The organism is Granulibacter bethesdensis (assembly GCF_001889525.1).
Taxonomy (GTDB): Bacteria; Pseudomonadota; Alphaproteobacteria; order Acetobacterales; family Acetobacteraceae; genus Granulibacter; species Granulibacter bethesdensis_C.
In genome coordinates this window covers 1,611,432-1,628,884 of the sequence record NZ_CP018192.1, presented here as the reverse complement: position 1 = coordinate 1,628,884, position 17,453 = coordinate 1,611,432, and the positions used below count along the sequence as shown (strand labels likewise).

Here is a 17,453-nt window from a genome sequence, read left to right as displayed (position 1 = left end):
TTTTTCAGGCTCCTGCCGTGACCGCCGAGCGACCGGAACGAGTGACTTTCGGACGATGCACCGCGATTTTCCAGACGGCCCAGCTCGCGGCTAGCCCGAGCATGAAACTGGTCAGATCAACGCCTGCCCGTGCCCAATCCCGTCCCGCACCGTGATCAAGCAGGGTGTGTGTCAGGCCGGTTTGTGTCGTGGCCATGTTCAGAAAGGGCAGCAGTAGCAGCAGCGCCGCCAGCAGGGAAAGCTGCTCCAGCCAGGCCCGGCGAGGCGAACGGAACAGCGGATGCAGCAGAGTCAGCAGCCAACTGCCGAAGAAGATTTTGATTTCCGCCTGATCATGTCCGGGTAGATCGGGTGGCAGCAGCCGGTTGGCCCATAAATAGGCCACGCAGGCGATGCTGATCCCGGCGACGAAGGTGACGTTCAATTTTTCGGCAGCCAGAAAAAGCGCATGGGCCACAGGATCGGTCTCATGTCGCTGCCGCCGCTTGATCGTGAACAGCACCAGCCCGCTGGAGATCATCCCGCAACTGGCCAGCCCGCTGAGGAAATACAGCCAGTGAACCGGCCGGCCTCCGAACTGGGCGTAATGCAGCCCCCAGAGAGTATGGGCCGTGGTGGAGACCCCGCCTTGCATGATTGCTTCATGCAGCATGTCTCCGGTGGTGCCGTCATAGGCGATGTGATCACGGCTCCATGCGACACGGTCACCGTCATAGCGATAGATTTCGACCGTCTGCGCCCGGTCTCCCGGATTGAGGATTGCGATATAACCGGCGCTGCCCGGCCCCATACGGGCTTCCGCCTTATGAACGAAAATATCCAGCGGCAGCAGCGAGGCAGCCGTTCCGGTTTCCGGACGGACATAGGGGGCAATCCCTGCTTCCTCGGCAAAACGCGCCATCTGACCGGGGTAGCGGGCCATGATCCCGCTGGGCATCAGCTGGGTGAACAGGATGAACAGCCCGGTATAGGCGAACATGGTGTGGAAAGGCAGTGCCAGCACGGCTCCGGCGGCATGGGCATCCAGCCATGAACGCTGCGCGGAGGAAGCGGGGCGGAAGGTGAAAATATCCTTCAGCAACCGCTTGAAGTGAATGATCACGCCGCTGACAATGGCGGCGAGCATGGCCATCGCGGCGGCCCCCACGAACCATTCTCCGGTCCGGTCGGCAAACAGGGTGAAGTGGAAAAGGAAGAAGAACGCTCCCCCCTGACTTTGTCGGATGTGAAGAGGCGCACCCGTGACCTGATCAATCAGCGTGCCCTCGCGACGAGGACCGGATGCTGCCACACGCAGTTCCGGCACGCGTCTTGTGGGAAGAGTGATCAGCCAGCGGCGAACTCCATGCCGGTTGGTCCCGGTGCGTGGCTTTGTTGGATCGGCGATAGTTGCTGACGTATGGCCTGTGACCTCCCGCATGGCCTGATCAAGCAGCCCTTGTGTCTGTAGATAGAGGGAGGCGGCTTTGGCTGCCGTTTCCGTATCCATGGCGATGGGTGGAAGCTCAGGCCGCATCCACTGGCTGATTTCCTTGTCGAAAATCGTCAGCGTGCCGCACAGAAACACCGCGAACAGCAGCCAGCCGAACACCAGCCCGCTCCAGCTATGCAGCCAGGTCATGGACTGCACGAACCCCTTTTTCATGGGTGTTTCCCTTTCGTGCCGCCGTCGGAATGCAGGGTGGGAGGAGTCGCGGGATGTGTTGCGGACCAGTAACCAAGCGCGGCGCAGGGCAGTGTTACCAGCGCCAGTCCCGCCCAGGCGCGACCGGGGCTTCGCGTCGCGAAAACCCAGATGATCACCCCGGCGAAAACCGGAAAGGACAGCATGGCCGCAATAATGACGGCTTCGGCACGAGGCAGGGGCAGCAGCACGGCCATGGCGGCATTGATGGCGAGGGTCGCACAATATCCGCCGATTATGGCCGCCATGATGCGGGAGAAAACTCCCCATCTGCGTCCCTGCATATCATCAACCTTCCCTGTCTGGCCGTACGATGGCGGCCTGAGGTCAGTCGCTTAGTAAAGTTGCGAATATTTCGCAACATCTAATGGCATGCAGTTCTGTCAGGTGAGGGGGCATAGCGATCAAGGAACATACGCACGGTTTCCCGGACCACATACTCCCGGAAGGTCGGATCAATATCCTGATCCAGGCACAGACGACGTCGCAGCCCGGTGCGGGTCTGCACAAGAGCGAGGAACTGTTCGGCGGCGAATTGCGGGTCCTCCACCTTCAGGCGGCCATCAGCGGCTGCCCCGCTCAACCATTCTGTCAGGCGGCGGATCGCCTCGGCAGGACCTGCCTGATAAAAGGTCTGCGCGACATGGGGAAATTTCGCCGCCTCCGCCATGACTACCCGGTAAATTACCACGCAAGCCGCGTCCGTCATCATCGTCAGCATGCGATCTGCCACCGAAAGAAGAACTTCTTCCGGTGCGCCATCTTCCTTTACGTTGGAAAAAACATGGCTGAGATAGGTGGAGCAGGCATCCTGCACATAGACGGAAAAAAGATCCGCCTTGTTCTGGAAATGATTATAGAGCGTGCCCTTGGAGACAGCGGCTTCATGCGCAATGCGCGACATGCTGGCGCCTTCATAGCCTTCCTCGGCAAAGACCTTTGCCGCTCCGGCCAGGATCTGGCTGCGTTTCTCCGTCGACAGACACTCCATAACACTCATGATAACAAGTCACGCCTCCACACAGGATCATGATGGGCAGCAGGGACGCTGGCCGCGCAATTGACGATTTGCCTGTCCTGATTAATTTGTCAAAAGAAAATGACCGAACCGGTCGGTCAATCTGGTTTCGTGGTCGCGTTCCAGAAAGATGATTCGGCTTCCGGTGGCCTGCCTGATAAGGATTTTTCATGCCGTTTTGGTTGCGGAAGAAAGCACGCCGGATCTCGTTTTCCGGTTCCACGCTGATTGTGCTGGCTCTGGCCGGCTGCAAGATGGGCCCGACCTTTGTGCCGCCCCGGCAGGATGAAACAGTAAAACCATGGGCGCCGCGTGCCGGACATCTTGAGGCACAGCCCATCGCCAGCCATGTCGTCTCTGAACCGACGGAAGCCAGTTGGTGGAGCAGTTTCAACGATCCCGTGCTGACCTCGCTGGAGCAGCGGGTGGCCGCCAATAATCTGGATGTGCAGACCGCCACTGTGCGTCTGGCTGAAAGCCGGGCGCAGCTGGGTGGTACCCGTGCGGCCCTGTTTCCATCCCTGAACGGGGCCGCGTCCTATCAACGACTCAAGCCCGTCAGTGATCGCGCTGTACAGGTAGGGCTGGGAAAGGCGGGATTGAACGGGCTGCTTGCGGAATCCGGGCAGAAGATTGAAGTGCCTCCGATCGACTATTTCCGCTATGGTATTGATGCCAGCTGGGAAATCGATCTCTGGGGCCGTGTGCGGCGGCATATCGAGGCCGGGGAAGCGCAGATTCAGCAGAATCAGGAAGCGCGGCGTGCCACTCTGGTCAGCGCCATGGCGGAGGTCGCGCTGGATTACATGCGTTTGCGCAATGTCCAGGCGGATATCGACATCGTGCACCGTAATGCCGAGGTGGCACGGCAGAACCTGCATCTGGCCCAGCAGCGGCAGACGGGTGGGTTGGGGTCTGATCTGGATGTGCAGAATGCCCGCGCCCAGCTGGCTCTGACAGAATCGGCTTTGCCGGCGCTGGAAACACAGCAAACCGCTCTGATCAATGCGTTGAGCCTGCTGCTCGGGCAGGCTCCTCAGGCGTTGTCGCGGGAGCTGATTGTGCCGCGTCCCGTGCCCCCAGTGCCACCGCGCGTCCCGGTCGGGTTGCCATCTGATTTGCTCCGCCGCCGCCCTGATGTTCGGCAGGCCGAGGCGACCCTGCACGAGGCCACCGCCAATATCGGTGTGGCGGAGGCCAGTTTCCTGCCGCGTGTGATCATCAATGCCAATCTGATGATGAGCGCGCTGACCTTTGCGGATATGGGCAACTGGGGATCGAACACATATGGGATCGGTCCGATGATCACACTGCCGATTTTCGAGGGTGGGCGTCTCAAGGCCAATCTGGATATGGCGACCCAGCAGCAGAAAGAGGCTGCCATTGCCTATCGCAAGACGGTGTTGCAAGCGTTTCACGATGTCAGCAATGCCATGGCTGCCTATGAAGACGAGCAGCGCCGCAACGAAGCCCTGCGTCAGAGTGTGGATGCTGACCGCCGTGCTGTGGGCCTGGCACAGAATGCGTATCGCAACGGGCTGGTCACGTTTCTGGATGTGCTGAATGCCGAGCGTCAGTTGCTGGCGGCGGAGCGTGATCTGGCCGATAGCGATGCCGCGATTTCCACCAATCTTGTGCAGCTTTACAAGGCACTTGGCGGTGGATGGGAAAATGATGCGCCTGTCCCCCTCCCGACACCGGTTGGCAACGCACCTTCGCCCGTAAAGGCGCAATAAACGGGTTTTTGCCTTACTTGGCTGGCCGGACGATCCGGTCAGCCAGTTGCAGCAGCATGCTGCGCATCATGCGGGCAATATCATCATCGGTTTTGACGGGTCCGGAGGCAGTGATCACCGTCCTGTCCCGCTCCGGTGCGTGTTTGCTGCCGATCCGGGTGATGGTCCAGCCGGCTTCCAGCAGGGCCTGACCATCCTCGCCGACATCGAAGCGTGTCACGACGATCTGGATGCGGCTATCCGGCGACTGGCTCTGTGGTCCCTGTACGATCTGGGCATCCGGCCAGCGGGCTGCCAGACGGTCACCGATGGCGGCGGTGATACCCAGCGATAATCTGGTCGCCCAGCGGCCATTGCTGCTGCGATGCAGTTCCTGGCCATGTCTCAGGATAATGTCCTGTGTGTCGAGATAATCGGGCACCTGCACCCGTGACAGACCGATGATCTGTCTGGCAGGGATGGATTCAGCCGCCGGAGCGTGGGATTCCGGCGCACTCAGCGTATAGACGCGCAGGGCGGGCGCTGCGCAGCCTGCAAACAGCAGCAGGGCGGAGAGAGCGAGAGCTGAAGGATGTCTCATTGTTTCCGTCCGGTCAGCAGGAGTTGTGGATTGCGCTCCACATCGCTGGCAAAGCCGCGCAGGGCGGCGGCGGCGGCGGCAATATCACGGAGTGCATCATCCAGATTGACGCGACTTTCCGATCCTGCCGCTGTCATGGAGCGCAGAGTATCGAGCGTAGAGGTGGCACGCTGGGCAGTGCGGGCAATGTTCAGCAAGGCGACATGGGCATCGGCGCTGCGGGCATCGAGCTGTCTGTTGCCGTTCACCAGCAGCGTGTTCAGATTGGCAATTGTTGAGGACAGGTTTTTCTGAAGATCAACCATCGTCTCTGCAACGACGTCCAATGTCTTTTGGGAGTGCTCGGAGGAAGTGCGAATGCTGGCCAGCAACGGCGGCAGATCATCATCCAGACGTTGCGACAGGATGCGGATATTGTCCATCACAGCGCTGGCGCTTCCCGCAAGTTCCTTCAGCGGCAGATCAGCCAGCACATCCTTCATCTTCTGAATAGCCGAGGGTTTGACAGGAATTTCCGTCAGGCTTGTAAGACGCGGATGCAGCGGCGCGGGAGAAGCCGGATCGAAATCCAGATTGACGTTGGACTGACCGGTCACAAAACTCTGCATGTTCAACTGCGCGCGCAGACCATGGGCGATCAGTCGTTTCAGATCGAGCGTGCTGTTGTTCTCATGTTGGCTTTCCACCACCGTCACCTGATCGGGATCAAGGTCGATCACCACAGGAATGTAGGCGGCCTGATCTTCCTGATCGAAAGTGATGGCAATGCTTTCCACGGCACCGACCCGCACACCGCGAAACGTCACTGGCGCACCGACGGCAAGACCGCTGATCGATCCCTGAAACACCACGGCGGCGCGGATACTTTGTGAGAAGAAACGGAAATGCCCGAATGTCATCAGCGCGGCGGCACCGAGGATAAATCCGCCTATGACGAAAGCACCAACGGCGGTTTGACGATTGACCATGCGGTCAGTTCTCCGTGTTCAGGGCATCGCGGTTCATGAAGGCACGCACTTGCGGATCGTCGCAATGATCACGCAGGTCGCGTGGCGCACCATGGGCGATCGTGGTTCTGGTCTGTGCATCCAGAAACACGCCGTCATCGGCGATGGCGAAAAGGCTCGGCAGTTCATGGCTGACGATGACGATGGTGGCCCCCAGACCATCCCGCAGCGTCATGATCAGATCATCCAGCCGGGCAGATGTGATCGGATCCAGCCCGGCGGATGGCTCATCGAAGAACAGGATGTCGGGATCAAGTGCCAGAGCACGCGCCAGCCCTGCACGCTTGCGCATCCCGCCGCTCAGTTCAGACGGCATCAGATCGATCGCGTGGGACATTCCGACCAGACCAAGCTTCAATTCCACCAGCGAACGGATTTGGCGGGGCGTCAGTTTCGTAAACATCTCCAGTGGCAAGGCGACATTTTCGCCGACGGTCATGGAACTCCATAACGCCGCGCTCTGGAACAGCACACCGAAACGGCGGCCGGTCGCGGTACGGTCCGCATCTGTGCCGCCCCAGTAATCATTCCCTTCCACATAGACCTGGCCCGCTTTGGGGCGCAGCAATCCGACCATGCTTTTCAGCACGGTGCTCTTGCCGCAGCCAGAGCCACCCATCACGGCGAAGATCGATCCTTTGCGCACATCGAAAGACAGGTTGCGCTGAATGATCTTCGGGCCGAATCCCAGCGTGACGTCTCGCATGCCGAGCAGCGCGTTGTCGGGATGATCGCCTGGTTGCAAAAGCTTAAATCCCGATGATGGTGGCAAGGACAGCGAACATGGAATCCAGCGCGATGACGCCGACGATTCCGCTGACCACGGCGCGGGTTGCGGCCACACCGACATCCGCGGCGCTGCGTCCGGCCTTGAGACCGATCCGGCAACTGACCAATCCGATCAGCATGGCAAAGGTGATGGTTTTGACAAAGCCGAATACGAATTGGTCGATATGGACTGAGCCGAACAAATGATTCCAGAAACCGGCCATGGTCACATCCAGCATCCCCTGTGAGACGATATAGCCTCCGACAAGGCTGATCAGGCAGGCATACAGATAGAGGATGGGCATGGTCAGTACCAGCGCTGCGATGGAGGGCAGCAGCAAATAGCGTGAGACCGGAATCCCGAACACGCGCAGCGCGTCGATTTCCTCATTCCCGGTCATGGTAGCGATTCGCGCGGCATAGGCTCCCCCAGTGCGTCCCGCCATAATGATGGCTGTCATGACCGCCGACATTTCGCGGACCGAGGCCAGCCCCACCAGATTCGCGACGTAAATATCCGCAGCGAATTTGCGCAATTGCACCGCGCCGACAAAAGCGAGGATGGACCCCATCAGAAAATTGACGATGCCAACGATCAGCAAAGCGGAAGGGCCGGCATCGCTGACATCGCGCAGCAGATCGCGCCAGCGCATGCCATGTCCGCCAAACAGGGTGGCCCCTGCACCGCGCAGGGTTTCCATGCCCAGCTCTGTCACGGTGCCGCATTCCGTGAGCATGGACAGGGTAGAGGCACCGATGGCCTGAACCGGCGCAAAATGCTTTGCCGGAGCGGGGGCAGGTGGATGTGGATGCGCCGGCAGCAAGGCAAGCAGACCTCGGGCAGAGTGCGGCAACGTGCTGTTATCCAGCTTGATTCCGCTGTTGTTGCATCGCTGCTCCAGCGACCACAGAAAGGAGATCAGCGCGGAATCCCAGCGCTGCAGCGCGGAAACGTCGATCAGCAATCGCTCCGTGCCGCCTGGAATTGCCTCGATCGGTCGGGTGTTCAGCCCACCTGATGCGACAGTCCATTCACCCGACAGTCTTAGTGTTGCCACCATGCCTTCACTGGCCATGGTCCATGCAGGCGACAGGGTAGAGGCACTGGTCTGGTCGATTCCCATAATGACTAGGGGAAATGATCCACGGCCATGATGCAAGAGCGCCGTCAGTGAGACGGCTCACTAACGGCGCTACAAAAACGGCTTCGTGATCAGAACGGGAGCTTTATTCCTGGAGCATCCAGCCGCTGCGCATCATGCAAGCCCGGATGACCGCGTTGCGCCCGTCTTCATTAGCATCACGGGTACCCCAGATTGGCGGCTCATAAACCTGCTTCTGCTTGCAGTCATTGCCCCCGTTACTGGTTTTTTTGCACTCGATTCCAGCGTTGGTATAAGATCCATTGGTCAGCTGGTAAGGCACCGCATTGGCGGGCATATGCGTGTAGCCCTCGGCCTTACACTGGGCCATTGTATACTGGTATTCCTGCTGACTTGCGCCGGGCTTGATCCAGTGATCGGCGCAGCCAGCCAGCGCCCCGCCCATCAAAAGGCTTCCAGCGATAAGACGGAGACAGCCAGAAGAATGGCTCATGATGATCAGATCCATCGTTGAAAATGCAACGGACTTCTCATCGCATGAAATAGTAAGCAAACGAAATGAATTAGCAGCAACACCTGTGTTATCTGACCGTATGACATGCGGGTGGTGTGCTGTCGGACTCTCAGACTTCCCGGCTGTCCTGTGGCAGTCTGATCCGGTTGCGCAGCCACATCACACCCAGCGTATCCCTGATCCCGACCATCAGGCGGCCGAAATTGGTGTATTTTGACTGTCCGGCCAATCTCGCCCGATCATGGATGGTTTGCAGCACGATAGGATGGCCATAGCTGCGGAACAGGGCAGGCATGAAGCGGTGCATGCCCTCGAAAGCGGGCATGCGGAGGAAGTCTTCCCGGCGGAACGCTTTCACGCCGCACCCTGTGTCGGGGCAGTCATCCCGCAGCAGCCGGGCGCGGATGCCGTTGGCAAGCCGGGAGGCATGACGGCGGGATTGCGTGTCGATGCGGTTCCGGCGAATCCCCGCCACCAGAGGCGCTTTTCCTGTCCGGGAGCGATTGCCCTCACTCCGCAGGGCGGCGACCATGGCGGGTACGTCGCGCGGGTCGTTCTGCCCGTCCGCATCCATGGTGACGATCCATGTTCCCCTGGCTGCTTCCACGCCGGTGAACAGGGCGGCGGTTTTGCCGCAACGCTTCGGATGACGGATTACGCGCAGGGCCGGGTGTCTTGTACGCAGCATGGACAGACGCATCGAGGTCTGATCGGTGCTGCCATCATCGACCACCACGACCTCAAACGGGACGAACCCCTCCAGCGTGTCGATCAATTCGTCACAGACCCGGTCGATGGTGGCTTCCTCGTTCAGCGCGGCAATGACGATCGAGACCAGCGGCGGCGACAAACTCATGGTCTGGTCTCCGGAGCAGACAGGGTATCTCCAGCCAGAATGGGCCGGCAGGCGGCAGGAGGAGCCTGCGGAGGCCGGGGCGGTGTCGTCGGGCGAGCAGAGTGGGGCTGGAACCACCATGCCAGCGTGGTATCGCATCCATCTCCCGTGGGTGGCGGCGGAGCCTGCACACAGAGCGTCTGACCAACCGGGCATCTGAAGCGTACATGCATATGGGCTTTGTGCCCCCACCACGGACGGATCAGATGCAGCCAGCTCCGGTCTCCACTGACCTGTTCGCATAAAGCGCGCTTGATCACCGGATTGACCAGCACCCGATCCACATTCGGGAGCGTTGCGGCCATATGCAGCAGCGTTACCGTATTCTCCGTCCAAGCTGGGCTGAGGCTGTTGCCATCGGCTGAGACCATGGAGGGCGGTTCCAGAACGTTACGTTCCTCCGGCGTCAGTGCAGGGCGCGGGGTGAGGTCGAGATACACATCGACATCCAGTCCGTTCTGGTGGCTGCCATGGCCGCCGGGCAGCCTGCCGCCATGTGGCGCAGACAGATCGCCGACATACAAATCCGGCAGCCCTTGCGCATGCAGGCGCGCGGCGAGTATTTTAACCCCATTAATCGTTACCGGGGCCGACCAGAAGGAACTGCGGTCCCGGCGGATGGTCTGCCAGCCCGGTCCTTCATCAGACAGAGGTTGCGCCCCGGCGATGCAACCATTGCTGGCAGGACCGATAATCTGCACCGGCTGAGCCAGAACGGGCGCGGACACGGCCATGCCGGAGCATGACAGCAGCATCACGATACCCGCCAGCAGCTTGCTGCCCTGCATCAGCGGAAGACCACGCGACGGGAGAGTTCGTAATTCACACCCAGCCCCATGATCGCGCCGGCGGCCAGCGGAACCACCGGATGGGCGGCACAAAACGGCACAATGGTAATCAGCAGCATATAGGTACCGCGATTCAGCACCGCCCCTACCAGATTAGCGGCCAGAAATTTGGCCCATTGTTTTCCGGCATGGGCATGCTTGCCATCCGTCGCGGCATGATTCCGGAAGGTCCATATCCGGTTGACCAGCCAGTTGGCGCTGGCCGCAACGCAATAAGCAAGGATTCCGGCCCAATATAGTCCAAGCCAGTGACGGGAGGCATAGACGGTCGCGGTATCGACCATAAACCCCATGACCCCCACCATGCCGAAACGCAGGAACTGCATTCTGGCCGGAGTCAGCAATGCGGCAATCGGGCCGGGCAGGGGGAGCCTCATGGAACCGGACAAAGCCCGTCAGCCTTTGGCCGTTTTTTGAGCGCCCGAGGGAGCAACGGTATCACGCCGCAGGCGGTGCTCACCCAACAGTAACAGGATCGGTGCCGCGATGAAGATCGAGGAAGAGGTGCCAACCACGATCCCGAACAGCATCGTCCACGCAAAGCCGGACAGGGATTCTCCGCCAAACAGCGCCAGCGGCAAGCTGGCCAGAAACACCGTCATGGAGGTGCCAAGGGTACGGTTAAGCGTCTCGTTGATCGAGAGGTCGATCAGCTCCCGCAAAGGCATGGTGCGGTATTTGCGGAGGTTTTCACGCACGCGATCATACACCACCACCTTGTCATTGGTGGAGTAGCCGATGATGGTCAGGATCGCGGCGATGATGACGAAGTTGAACTCGATCCGGGTCAGCGCCAGAAACCCGACCGCCTTGGTTACATCCAGCACCAGCGTGACCACCGCGCCGACCGCGAACTCCCATTCGAAGCGGACCCAGATATAGCCGAGAATCATCAGCAGGCTGAAGCCCAGCGCCAGCATACCATCACGGAACAGTTCCCGCGAGACACTGGCCCCCACGACATCCACCCGCAATACCTTGGTGCCGGGCAGCGCCTTGGCGAGGCTTTCGCGTACCGTGTTGGCGGCCTGCTGGGTGGCTGCCTCGTTGGGCTGGGAGTCGAGACGGATCAGCACATCATCCTCGGCCCCGAAACGCTGTACCCCGGCGGCTTCCAGATGGGCGGCGCTGAGGGTGGCGCGTATTTTGTCGAAATCGGCTGGCCCCGGCGTGCGGGCCTCGATCACGATGCCACCGCGAAAGTCGATGCCCTCGTTCAGCCCGGGATGAAAGAACAGGATGATGGAGATCAGGGACAGCACGGCAGAAGTGGCCAGACCGGCAAAGCGGCCCTTCATGAAGCGGATGCGGGTGCCATCCGGCACCATGCGCAGCATCGGACGTATGAACATCTCTCTGTTTCCTTTCCGATCCGGCGCGTCAGACGGGCAGTTCAGCGGGGCGGTTGCGGGCGAACCACTTCACCATCAACAGCCGTGCCAGCATGAAATTGGTGAATAGCGTGGTGGCGATACCCACGGTGATCGTCACTGCAAAGCCACGCACCGGGCCGGTGCCGAACACAAACAGCATGACATGGGCCAGCAGTGCGGTCATGTTGCTGTCCAGCACAGTGGCCCAGGCTCGCTTGAATCCGGCCTCCATCGCCGCAACGGGTGGGCGACCTGCTTTGGTTTCCTCACGGATGCGCTCATTGATCAGGATATTGGCATCCACCGCCATGCCCAGCGTCAGCAGGATACCCGCCATACCGGGCAGGGTCAGCGTCGCCTCCAGCAGGGACAGTGCCCCAAGCAGCATGAACAGGTTCATGAGCAGCGCGAGGTTGGCCATCCAGCCGAACAGGCCATAGAACAGGCCCATGAACAGGATCACCAGCACGAAGCCAGCCGCCAGAGAATAGGCTCCGGCGCGGATACTGTCGGCCCCCAACTCCGGCCCCACACTACGTTCCTCAACCACGGAAAGCGGGGCGGGCAGCGCACCGGCGCGTAGCAGCACCGCCAGATCCTGCGCGGTTTTGGCCGTGAAATTGCCGGTGATCTCGCCCCGTCCATCCGGAATCACGGATTGAATGACCGGCGCGCTGATGATGCGGTTATCCAGCACGATGGCGAAACGCTCGCCCTGATGGGCTGCGGTGATATCCGCCACCTTCCGCGCGCCTACGCCATTGAAGGTAAAGCTGACCGACCATGCCCCGGCACGCTGCTGGTTCGGCACAGGTCGGGCATCGGTCAGATCGGCGCCATCCACATCCGCACGTCGTTTGACGACCAGCTTCTGTGCGGTGCCTTCCTCCGGCAGAGCAATATCATCCGGCGGCATGGCGGCAGGGGTGGCCGACGCATCGACCATATGGAAAGTCATTTTCGCGGTGGTGCCGAGCAAGTCCTTGATCCGCTGCGGATCATCCACACCGGGAAGCTGTACGACGATCCGGTCTTCACCTTGGCGGGCAATGTTGGGATCCACGACACCGGTCTGGTCGATACGGCGGCGGACGATTTCAATCGACTGCTGCACCGCAGCCGTTGCCCGGTCACGCAACGCGGCTTCGGGCAGGAACAAAGCGATCTGGCCGGCTTGCGCGCCCTCCAGAGCCTTGACCTCAACCTCCCTGACCCCATTGGCGGAGACCTCATTCTCGACCGACTTGCCGAGCGCCGCGACGGCGGCATTCAACTGGGCGGGATCACGGGGACTCAGCACGATGCGGTTGGCATCCGGTTCCGCCTTCAGACCGGTATAGAAAATATGGGCATTGCGCATTGCCTGCCGTGCCGTGTCTGACAGCGACTCCAGTCGCTCCCTGACCACGGCTTTCATGTCGATCTGCATCAGCAGATAGCTGCCTCCGCGCAGATCAAGGCCAAGATGGACCGTGCGCCAGGGCAGCCATGCAGCCGGGCGTGCCATCAGATTCGGCAGGCAGAGCAGCATGCCAAGCAGGCAGACAAGATAAATCGTCGTGGTTTTCAGACGGCTGAAATACAGCACGGCAGAACGTTCCTCCGGCGGTGGGGCCGCGATTTTATGCGGTTAGGAAACCATTTGGGGCGGCAGATGACACGCGGGAGCCTCCCATGGCAAGGCGGCATCTCTCTCCATCAGCTCAAGTGAGGCAGGAGAGAGGATGGCAAAGCGTTCAACCCCTGCTAAACCGGCATGCCATGAGCCAGACACACGACACGCTGCCGTCAGGATCGACCCTTCGCATCGGCCTTGCCGGTGCCGGTCATTTCGGACGGTTTCATGCCCTGAAAATCGCCTCCAGCCGCCGGGCGGTGCTGGCGGGCATATTCGATCCCGATGAGCCGCGGGCGCAGGCGCTGGCGAAGGAGACGAAAACTTTGGCGCTGGGCTTTGATGCCCTGCTGGCGCAGTGTGATGCAATCGTGATCGCAGCCCCCGCCGAGGCGCATTTCTCGCTGGCCGAGCGTGCTCTGGAAGCCGGGCTGCATGTGCTGATTGAAAAGCCTATTGCCGCGACTCTGGAGCAGGCAGACCGGCTGGCAGCGCTGGCCGAGGAAAAAAGACGCGTGCTGCAGGTAGGGCATCTGGTGCGCTACTCCGCCGAATACGCGGCGGTTGCGAACCGTATGGAGCGGCCACTTTATATCGAGGCTACGCGCATTGCGCCGTTCAAGCCACGGGGCACCGATGTCTCGGTGATTCTGGATCTGATGATCCATGATCTCGATCTGGTGCTGGCGTTGGTCGATAGCCCGATCCTGTCGGTGGATGCGGTAGGTGCACCCGTCGCCGGGCCGCATGAGGATATTGCCAATGCCAGGCTGCGTTTTGAAAACGGTGCGGTGGCGACCATCACGGCAAGCCGGATTTCACTTAAGACCGAGCGCAAAATGCGCCTGTTTGCGCAAAATGGTTACATGTCCGTGAATTTCATGGATCGCAAGCTGATGATGATCGGGCGTGATCGCGGCCTGCCCATTCCCGGCGGACAGGGCGCCCGAATTGAGGAAACCGGCTGGAAGGATCATGACGCTCTGGCGGCGGAGCATGAGGCTTTTGCCGCTTCGATCCTTGATGGCGCACCGGTTCTGGTGAATGCCTATGCTGGCAGACGCGCCCTGGCTGCGGCTTTGGCGGTGGCGGAGAGCATGAACGACACGCGAGCCAGGTTGGAAGCATCTGGCCTGATCCGTCATGAAGGATAGGAGGGGCCGACCTCTTCAGTCCCTTAATGATTTCCTCACGCCATGAAGCTGTCACTGTCCAGGGAATCAATGCCTGTCAGGGTGATGCGTGTATTGTCACTGAGCGTCATCGACAGGCTGGATCCGTTCTGTGTTGCACTGTCCAATGCAGCCTGGATGCCGTTGCTGCCATAGCCGGAAAGCTGGATGAAATCCTTTCCAATCTGGAAATTGTTGATGGTGACGTTGCCACCTGCCAGTCCGTTGGCAAACAGAAAGAGATCAGTGGAGCCACTGGACCATGCGGTGCTGGTGCCATTGCCGAAGCCGATGGCGATGGAGCTTGCACCACCGACAATGCTGGCATTGGCGCTGTTCGTGAAAATGGCGGCATCCTGACCGCCGAATAAGGTGCTGGCACCCTGATCCATGACGATCAGGTCGTGGCTGCCATTGCTGAAGATGGTGCTGCCACCCGAGCCACCGAAAACGGTGTTGTTCCCTCCGGCAGTGATGAGGGTGGAAGCGCCCATATTGCTACCATACAGGACGCTGTCTCCGCTTTTACCGAATATGGTTGTGCCGGTACCATTTGCGGCGAGTTGGTTGCTGCCGACACTGCCTCCTATAACGGTATCATTGCCTCCGCTGCTGCCAAAGACCGTCACTTTTGCGCTGCCACCCGTGACGGATACTGGCCCCGCTCCAGCGACAATGGTGCTGGCACCGCCTGTCCCCACAAAATTCAACCGACTTGTATTGGAGAAAATTATGGCATTGCCGGAGGCTTGAACGGTGGCCGCCCCCTCAAAAGCAGTGATGGTATCATTGCCAATGGACTGTACCAGTCCGGTTTTTCCAACCAGGTACACATTGTTGTCGCCACGCCCGGGAGCCAGAAACTGATCTGTTCCTCCAGTCAGTGTGTCGTTTCCATCACCACTCAGAAAAGCATTGATGGATGGATGAAAATCGGATGGCGGTGCTGTTGTTGTGGTAGAAACATAAGTCTGAACGCCGTTGATGGTAATCCTGTTGTTTGGAAGATCGGCTGAAACCGCGCCAGTCACTGCCGACGCATTCATGATCACCTTACTATCCGCAGCATTGACAAGTGCGTACGCCCGATTTGGGCTGGAAGCGACCTGTGTTGCATAATCATCTGTATAAACAAACGAAGTCTGGTCATAGTTACTGCCACTGAGAGCAAGTTTGCCTGAATTAAAAGAAATATCTGAACTACCCTGATTGAGGATTGTGACATACCACCGCCCGTTTGTCTGTCCAGAACTAGACACAACGTTGGATTTTTCGCCCATAAAAGCAAAACTGCCGAGGCTGAAAGAGCCTGGCCATGGAATATTTGCAGATTCCTGCGACACATTTGGGGTCTGGCTAACCAGATCCACGGAGGTTCTGGATGGAGAAGACAAAGTGATTTTTAATGCACTTGTATCCGCGGCAGTCAGGGAGAGAAGCAGATCGATATGTTCGACACTGATAGCCTGAGTATACCCCAGATAAAAGGAATAACTATGTCCTGCTGCAATAGTAGCAGGAGCGACAGGCGAAAAACTTGTGCTTTGTTTTACAACGCTCAGTTCACTTTTGTTGAAACCGTTTATGCCATAGGCGGTTAGCGTACCATAGCTTTCTGCAACGCGTACGGCTGCATGGGCATCGATCAACCCAAATCCATAATCCCGACTGAAATGCAGGCCGCCACCATTGCTATTCTGGGCTCCCGTTGTGACCCATGACGGGTTGGAGGCATCGTTTTTACGGGCTGTATAAGCCATAATCTGCTGAACATCGCGGTATCCCAATGTCGGATTGGCCTGGAGCATCAAAGCTGCCACGCCACTGACGAAGGGAGCTGCCGCAGATGTACCGTTAAATCCATAATTATAGTCCCCGGTCACTCCCTCGGTCTTGTTATATCCTTCAGAATCGGTCCGGTCGGATGTTACAATTCCTCCAGTGGGGCTTGAGCGGTTGCCGCCCTTGCTACCTGGTGCGGAAATCAAAAGATTGGCACCTGCTGAACTATAGGAAGCATACTGCCCATTTCCGTTAATAGCAGCCACGGCAATGGTAAATCTTGAGTTGGTATTGTTGTTCAGGTTGCCGTCATCATCATATTTACGCGCGTTACCATTTGAAAAAACGACGATGGTGCCTTGACCCTGTCTGCCATAGGTTGCGAGTGAAGCAATTGCGAAGTTTTCTGTGCTTTGGCCATCTGCCCAATTGCTGGCGAAAACAGGTCTTGCATCCGGGCCGATTTTGGGGTCACGAGGACCCCAACTGTTGTTTATAACATCAACATTTGCCAACATGGCCTTGGAAAAACCAACTGTTGTGGCGCGTGCGGTTGTATCACTGTCCCGCTCTTCACCATTCTCGTCGCCCAGCACTCGTAATGAGAGAAGTGTTACCCCCGGTGCCACACCTGTGCCGCCAATACCATCATTCATGCCGGCACCAATGATACCTGCTACCGCAGTGCCGTGGTTATCGTCGGTTGTCACTGGTCCACCGCCTGCTTTGTCGCTCACGGCATCCCAGCTTTTTGCTGTATCGACGCGGCCGGCAAAGTCAGGATGATCAAGCTGAAAGCCGTTATCGGCAACAGCCACTCTGACCCCGGCCCCCGTGTATTCCCCCCACAAAGGCAGGACATTGATATCTATACCGGGGCTGTAACCTACGAACTGCCCGGTGTTCAGCAGGCCCCATTGATATTTAAAAAGGGGATCATTCGGGTTATTTGCCATGGTGTGCATCATCCATTAGGAAAATTTATTCTATTATAAAATAATAATACAAACGTAGAAAAATTTTCTGAATTAGTTTTTAGATTTCAAATATATTTACAATAAATAATAAAATTCATAAACATTTTTTGGGATTCATTGCTATCTTACATTTGATATGGTCCGATACGGACGTTGGCTCACATATCATCTCTGGCCTGTTTCTCCGTGATAGGCTTGATACGGAACTGTCCCTCTGTGACACCAATACCTGCAGAGACTTTTAAATAAACAGGCAGGCCGGAGGCGGTCTTGATAAGCAAAGGGGGTGATATAGACGCCCCGGTACAGTCATTCAGACTCACTTGATGAGAGCCAGGTGGGATATCAGCAAAAAAGTGCTTCCGGTCATGGAGGTCCCCA

16 protein-coding genes are annotated in these 17,453 nt (G+C 58.7%); 2 read left to right on the top strand and 14 right to left on the bottom strand.

The window, feature by feature from the left end; genetic code table 11:
- Nucleotides 1-4: 4 nt before the first annotated feature.
- The 3 genes from GbCGDNIH6_RS07465 to GbCGDNIH6_RS07455 form a co-directional block, all read right to left on the bottom strand.
- Nucleotides 5-1,645, bottom strand: coding sequence for a PepSY-associated TM helix domain-containing protein (locus GbCGDNIH6_RS07465; RefSeq protein WP_072563419.1), 1,641 nt, complete (start codon nucleotides 1,643-1,645; stop codon nucleotides 5-7).
- Complete coding sequence (locus GbCGDNIH6_RS07460; RefSeq protein WP_232449748.1) at nucleotides 1,642-1,932, bottom strand: DUF3649 domain-containing protein; 291 nt, start codon at nucleotides 1,930-1,932, stop codon at nucleotides 1,642-1,644. Before GbCGDNIH6_RS07460 ends, GbCGDNIH6_RS07465 begins: the two co-directional genes overlap by 4 nt.
- A 116-nt stretch (nucleotides 1,933-2,048) precedes the next feature.
- Nucleotides 2,049-2,684, bottom strand: coding sequence for a TetR/AcrR family transcriptional regulator (locus GbCGDNIH6_RS07455; protein WP_072563418.1), 636 nt, complete (start codon nucleotides 2,682-2,684; stop codon nucleotides 2,049-2,051).
- Between the two features lie 188 nt (nucleotides 2,685-2,872).
- Between GbCGDNIH6_RS07455 and GbCGDNIH6_RS07450 the strand changes: the two genes are divergently transcribed.
- On the top strand, nucleotides 2,873-4,438 hold the full coding sequence (locus tag GbCGDNIH6_RS07450) for an efflux transporter outer membrane subunit (protein WP_081370021.1): 1,566 nt from the start codon (nucleotides 2,873-2,875) through the stop codon (nucleotides 4,436-4,438).
- A gap of 13 nt (nucleotides 4,439-4,451) precedes the next feature.
- On the opposite strand, the gene GbCGDNIH6_RS07445 is transcribed toward GbCGDNIH6_RS07450, so the two are convergent.
- From GbCGDNIH6_RS07445 to secD, 10 genes are all read right to left on the bottom strand, one after another.
- Complete coding sequence (locus tag GbCGDNIH6_RS07445; RefSeq protein WP_072563417.1) at nucleotides 4,452-5,018, bottom strand: PqiC family protein; 567 nt, start codon at nucleotides 5,016-5,018, stop codon at nucleotides 4,452-4,454.
- Complete coding sequence (locus tag GbCGDNIH6_RS07440; protein WP_072563416.1) at nucleotides 5,015-5,986, bottom strand: MlaD family protein; 972 nt, start codon at nucleotides 5,984-5,986, stop codon at nucleotides 5,015-5,017. Before GbCGDNIH6_RS07440 ends, GbCGDNIH6_RS07445 begins: the two co-directional genes overlap by 4 nt.
- 4 nt (nucleotides 5,987-5,990) lie before the next feature.
- Entirely contained in the window at nucleotides 5,991-6,731 is a 741-nt protein-coding gene (locus GbCGDNIH6_RS07435; protein ID WP_072564444.1) for an ABC transporter ATP-binding protein, read from the bottom strand.
- Between the two features lie 43 nt (nucleotides 6,732-6,774).
- Nucleotides 6,775-7,917 carry an ABC transporter permease gene (locus tag GbCGDNIH6_RS07430; RefSeq protein WP_072563415.1) on the bottom strand — a complete coding sequence of 381 codons (1,143 nt, stop codon included), beginning with the start codon at nucleotides 7,915-7,917 and terminating at the stop codon, nucleotides 6,775-6,777.
- Between the two features lie 103 nt (nucleotides 7,918-8,020).
- Nucleotides 8,021-8,389 carry a hypothetical protein gene (locus GbCGDNIH6_RS07425; RefSeq protein ID WP_157692360.1) on the bottom strand — a complete coding sequence of 123 codons (369 nt, stop codon included), beginning with the start codon at nucleotides 8,387-8,389 and terminating at the stop codon, nucleotides 8,021-8,023.
- Nucleotides 8,390-8,519: 130 nt separating this feature from the next.
- Nucleotides 8,520-9,266 carry a glycosyltransferase family 2 protein gene (locus GbCGDNIH6_RS07420; protein ID WP_072563413.1) on the bottom strand — a complete coding sequence of 249 codons (747 nt, stop codon included), beginning with the start codon at nucleotides 9,264-9,266 and terminating at the stop codon, nucleotides 8,520-8,522.
- Nucleotides 9,263-10,093, bottom strand: a complete 831-nt coding sequence (locus tag GbCGDNIH6_RS07415) for a penicillin-insensitive murein endopeptidase (RefSeq protein WP_072563412.1) — start codon at nucleotides 10,091-10,093, stop codon at nucleotides 9,263-9,265. Before GbCGDNIH6_RS07415 ends, GbCGDNIH6_RS07420 begins: the two co-directional genes overlap by 4 nt.
- Nucleotides 10,093-10,530: a GtrA family protein gene (locus GbCGDNIH6_RS07410; protein WP_072563411.1), complete on the bottom strand. Its 438-nt coding sequence runs from the start codon at nucleotides 10,528-10,530 to the stop codon at nucleotides 10,093-10,095. The genes GbCGDNIH6_RS07415 and GbCGDNIH6_RS07410 overlap by 1 nt, the downstream gene beginning before the upstream one ends.
- 18 nt (nucleotides 10,531-10,548) lie before the next feature.
- Nucleotides 10,549-11,505 (bottom strand): protein translocase subunit SecF, encoded by a 957-nt coding sequence (gene secF, locus GbCGDNIH6_RS07405; protein WP_072563410.1) that lies wholly within the window; start codon nucleotides 11,503-11,505, stop codon nucleotides 10,549-10,551.
- A 28-nt stretch (nucleotides 11,506-11,533) separates the two neighbouring features.
- Nucleotides 11,534-13,057, bottom strand: a complete 1,524-nt coding sequence (gene secD / locus GbCGDNIH6_RS07400) for a protein translocase subunit SecD (protein WP_072564443.1) — start codon at nucleotides 13,055-13,057, stop codon at nucleotides 11,534-11,536.
- A 230-nt stretch (nucleotides 13,058-13,287) separates the two neighbouring features.
- Here secD and GbCGDNIH6_RS07395 point away from each other — a divergent pair, with 230 nt between their 5' ends.
- Nucleotides 13,288-14,295, top strand: a complete 1,008-nt coding sequence (locus tag GbCGDNIH6_RS07395) for a Gfo/Idh/MocA family protein (RefSeq protein ID WP_072563409.1) — start codon at nucleotides 13,288-13,290, stop codon at nucleotides 14,293-14,295.
- A 35-nt stretch (nucleotides 14,296-14,330) separates the two neighbouring features.
- Here the strand turns inward: GbCGDNIH6_RS07395 and GbCGDNIH6_RS07390 are convergent, their stop codons facing one another.
- Nucleotides 14,331-17,051 (bottom strand): S8 family serine peptidase, encoded by a 2,721-nt coding sequence (locus GbCGDNIH6_RS07390; RefSeq protein ID WP_072563408.1) that lies wholly within the window; start codon nucleotides 17,049-17,051, stop codon nucleotides 14,331-14,333.
- Nucleotides 17,052-17,453: the final 402 nt, after the last annotated feature.

What these genes read in the sequence shown, in the direction of transcription:
- GbCGDNIH6_RS07390 (WP_072563408.1), bottom strand. Translation starts at nt 17,051, where the DNA reads ATGGCAAATAACCCGAATGATCCCCTTTTTAAATATCAATGGGGCCTG.
- GbCGDNIH6_RS07395 (WP_072563409.1), top strand. Translation starts at nt 13,288, where the DNA reads ATGAGCCAGACACACGACACGCTGCCGTCAGGATCGACCCTTCGCATC.
- GbCGDNIH6_RS07445 (WP_072563417.1), bottom strand. Translation starts at nt 5,018, where the DNA reads ATGAGACATCCTTCAGCTCTCGCTCTCTCCGCCCTGCTGCTGTTTGCA.
- GbCGDNIH6_RS07465 (WP_072563419.1), bottom strand. Translation starts at nt 1,645, where the DNA reads ATGAAAAAGGGGTTCGTGCAGTCCATGACCTGGCTGCATAGCTGGAGC.
- GbCGDNIH6_RS07425 (WP_157692360.1), bottom strand. Translation starts at nt 8,389, where the DNA reads ATGAGCCATTCTTCTGGCTGTCTCCGTCTTATCGCTGGAAGCCTTTTG.
- GbCGDNIH6_RS07435 (WP_072564444.1), bottom strand. Translation starts at nt 6,731, where the DNA reads ATGCGAGACGTCACGCTGGGATTCGGCCCGAAGATCATTCAGCGCAAC.
- GbCGDNIH6_RS07460 (WP_232449748.1), bottom strand. Translation starts at nt 1,932, where the DNA reads ATGGCGGCCATAATCGGCGGATATTGTGCGACCCTCGCCATCAATGCC.
- secF (WP_072563410.1), bottom strand. Translation starts at nt 11,505, where the DNA reads ATGTTCATACGTCCGATGCTGCGCATGGTGCCGGATGGCACCCGCATC.
- GbCGDNIH6_RS07420 (WP_072563413.1), bottom strand. Translation starts at nt 9,266, where the DNA reads ATGAGTTTGTCGCCGCCGCTGGTCTCGATCGTCATTGCCGCGCTGAAC.
- secD (WP_072564443.1), bottom strand. Translation starts at nt 13,057, where the DNA reads ATGCTGCTCTGCCTGCCGAATCTGATGGCACGCCCGGCTGCATGGCTG.
- GbCGDNIH6_RS07455 (WP_072563418.1), bottom strand. Translation starts at nt 2,684, where the DNA reads ATGAGTGTTATGGAGTGTCTGTCGACGGAGAAACGCAGCCAGATCCTG.
- GbCGDNIH6_RS07450 (WP_081370021.1), top strand. Translation starts at nt 2,873, where the DNA reads ATGCCGTTTTGGTTGCGGAAGAAAGCACGCCGGATCTCGTTTTCCGGT.
- GbCGDNIH6_RS07410 (WP_072563411.1), bottom strand. Translation starts at nt 10,530, where the DNA reads ATGAGGCTCCCCCTGCCCGGCCCGATTGCCGCATTGCTGACTCCGGCC.
- GbCGDNIH6_RS07430 (WP_072563415.1), bottom strand. Translation starts at nt 7,917, where the DNA reads ATGGGAATCGACCAGACCAGTGCCTCTACCCTGTCGCCTGCATGGACC.
- GbCGDNIH6_RS07415 (WP_072563412.1), bottom strand. Translation starts at nt 10,093, where the DNA reads ATGCAGGGCAGCAAGCTGCTGGCGGGTATCGTGATGCTGCTGTCATGC.
- GbCGDNIH6_RS07440 (WP_072563416.1), bottom strand. Translation starts at nt 5,986, where the DNA reads ATGGTCAATCGTCAAACCGCCGTTGGTGCTTTCGTCATAGGCGGATTT.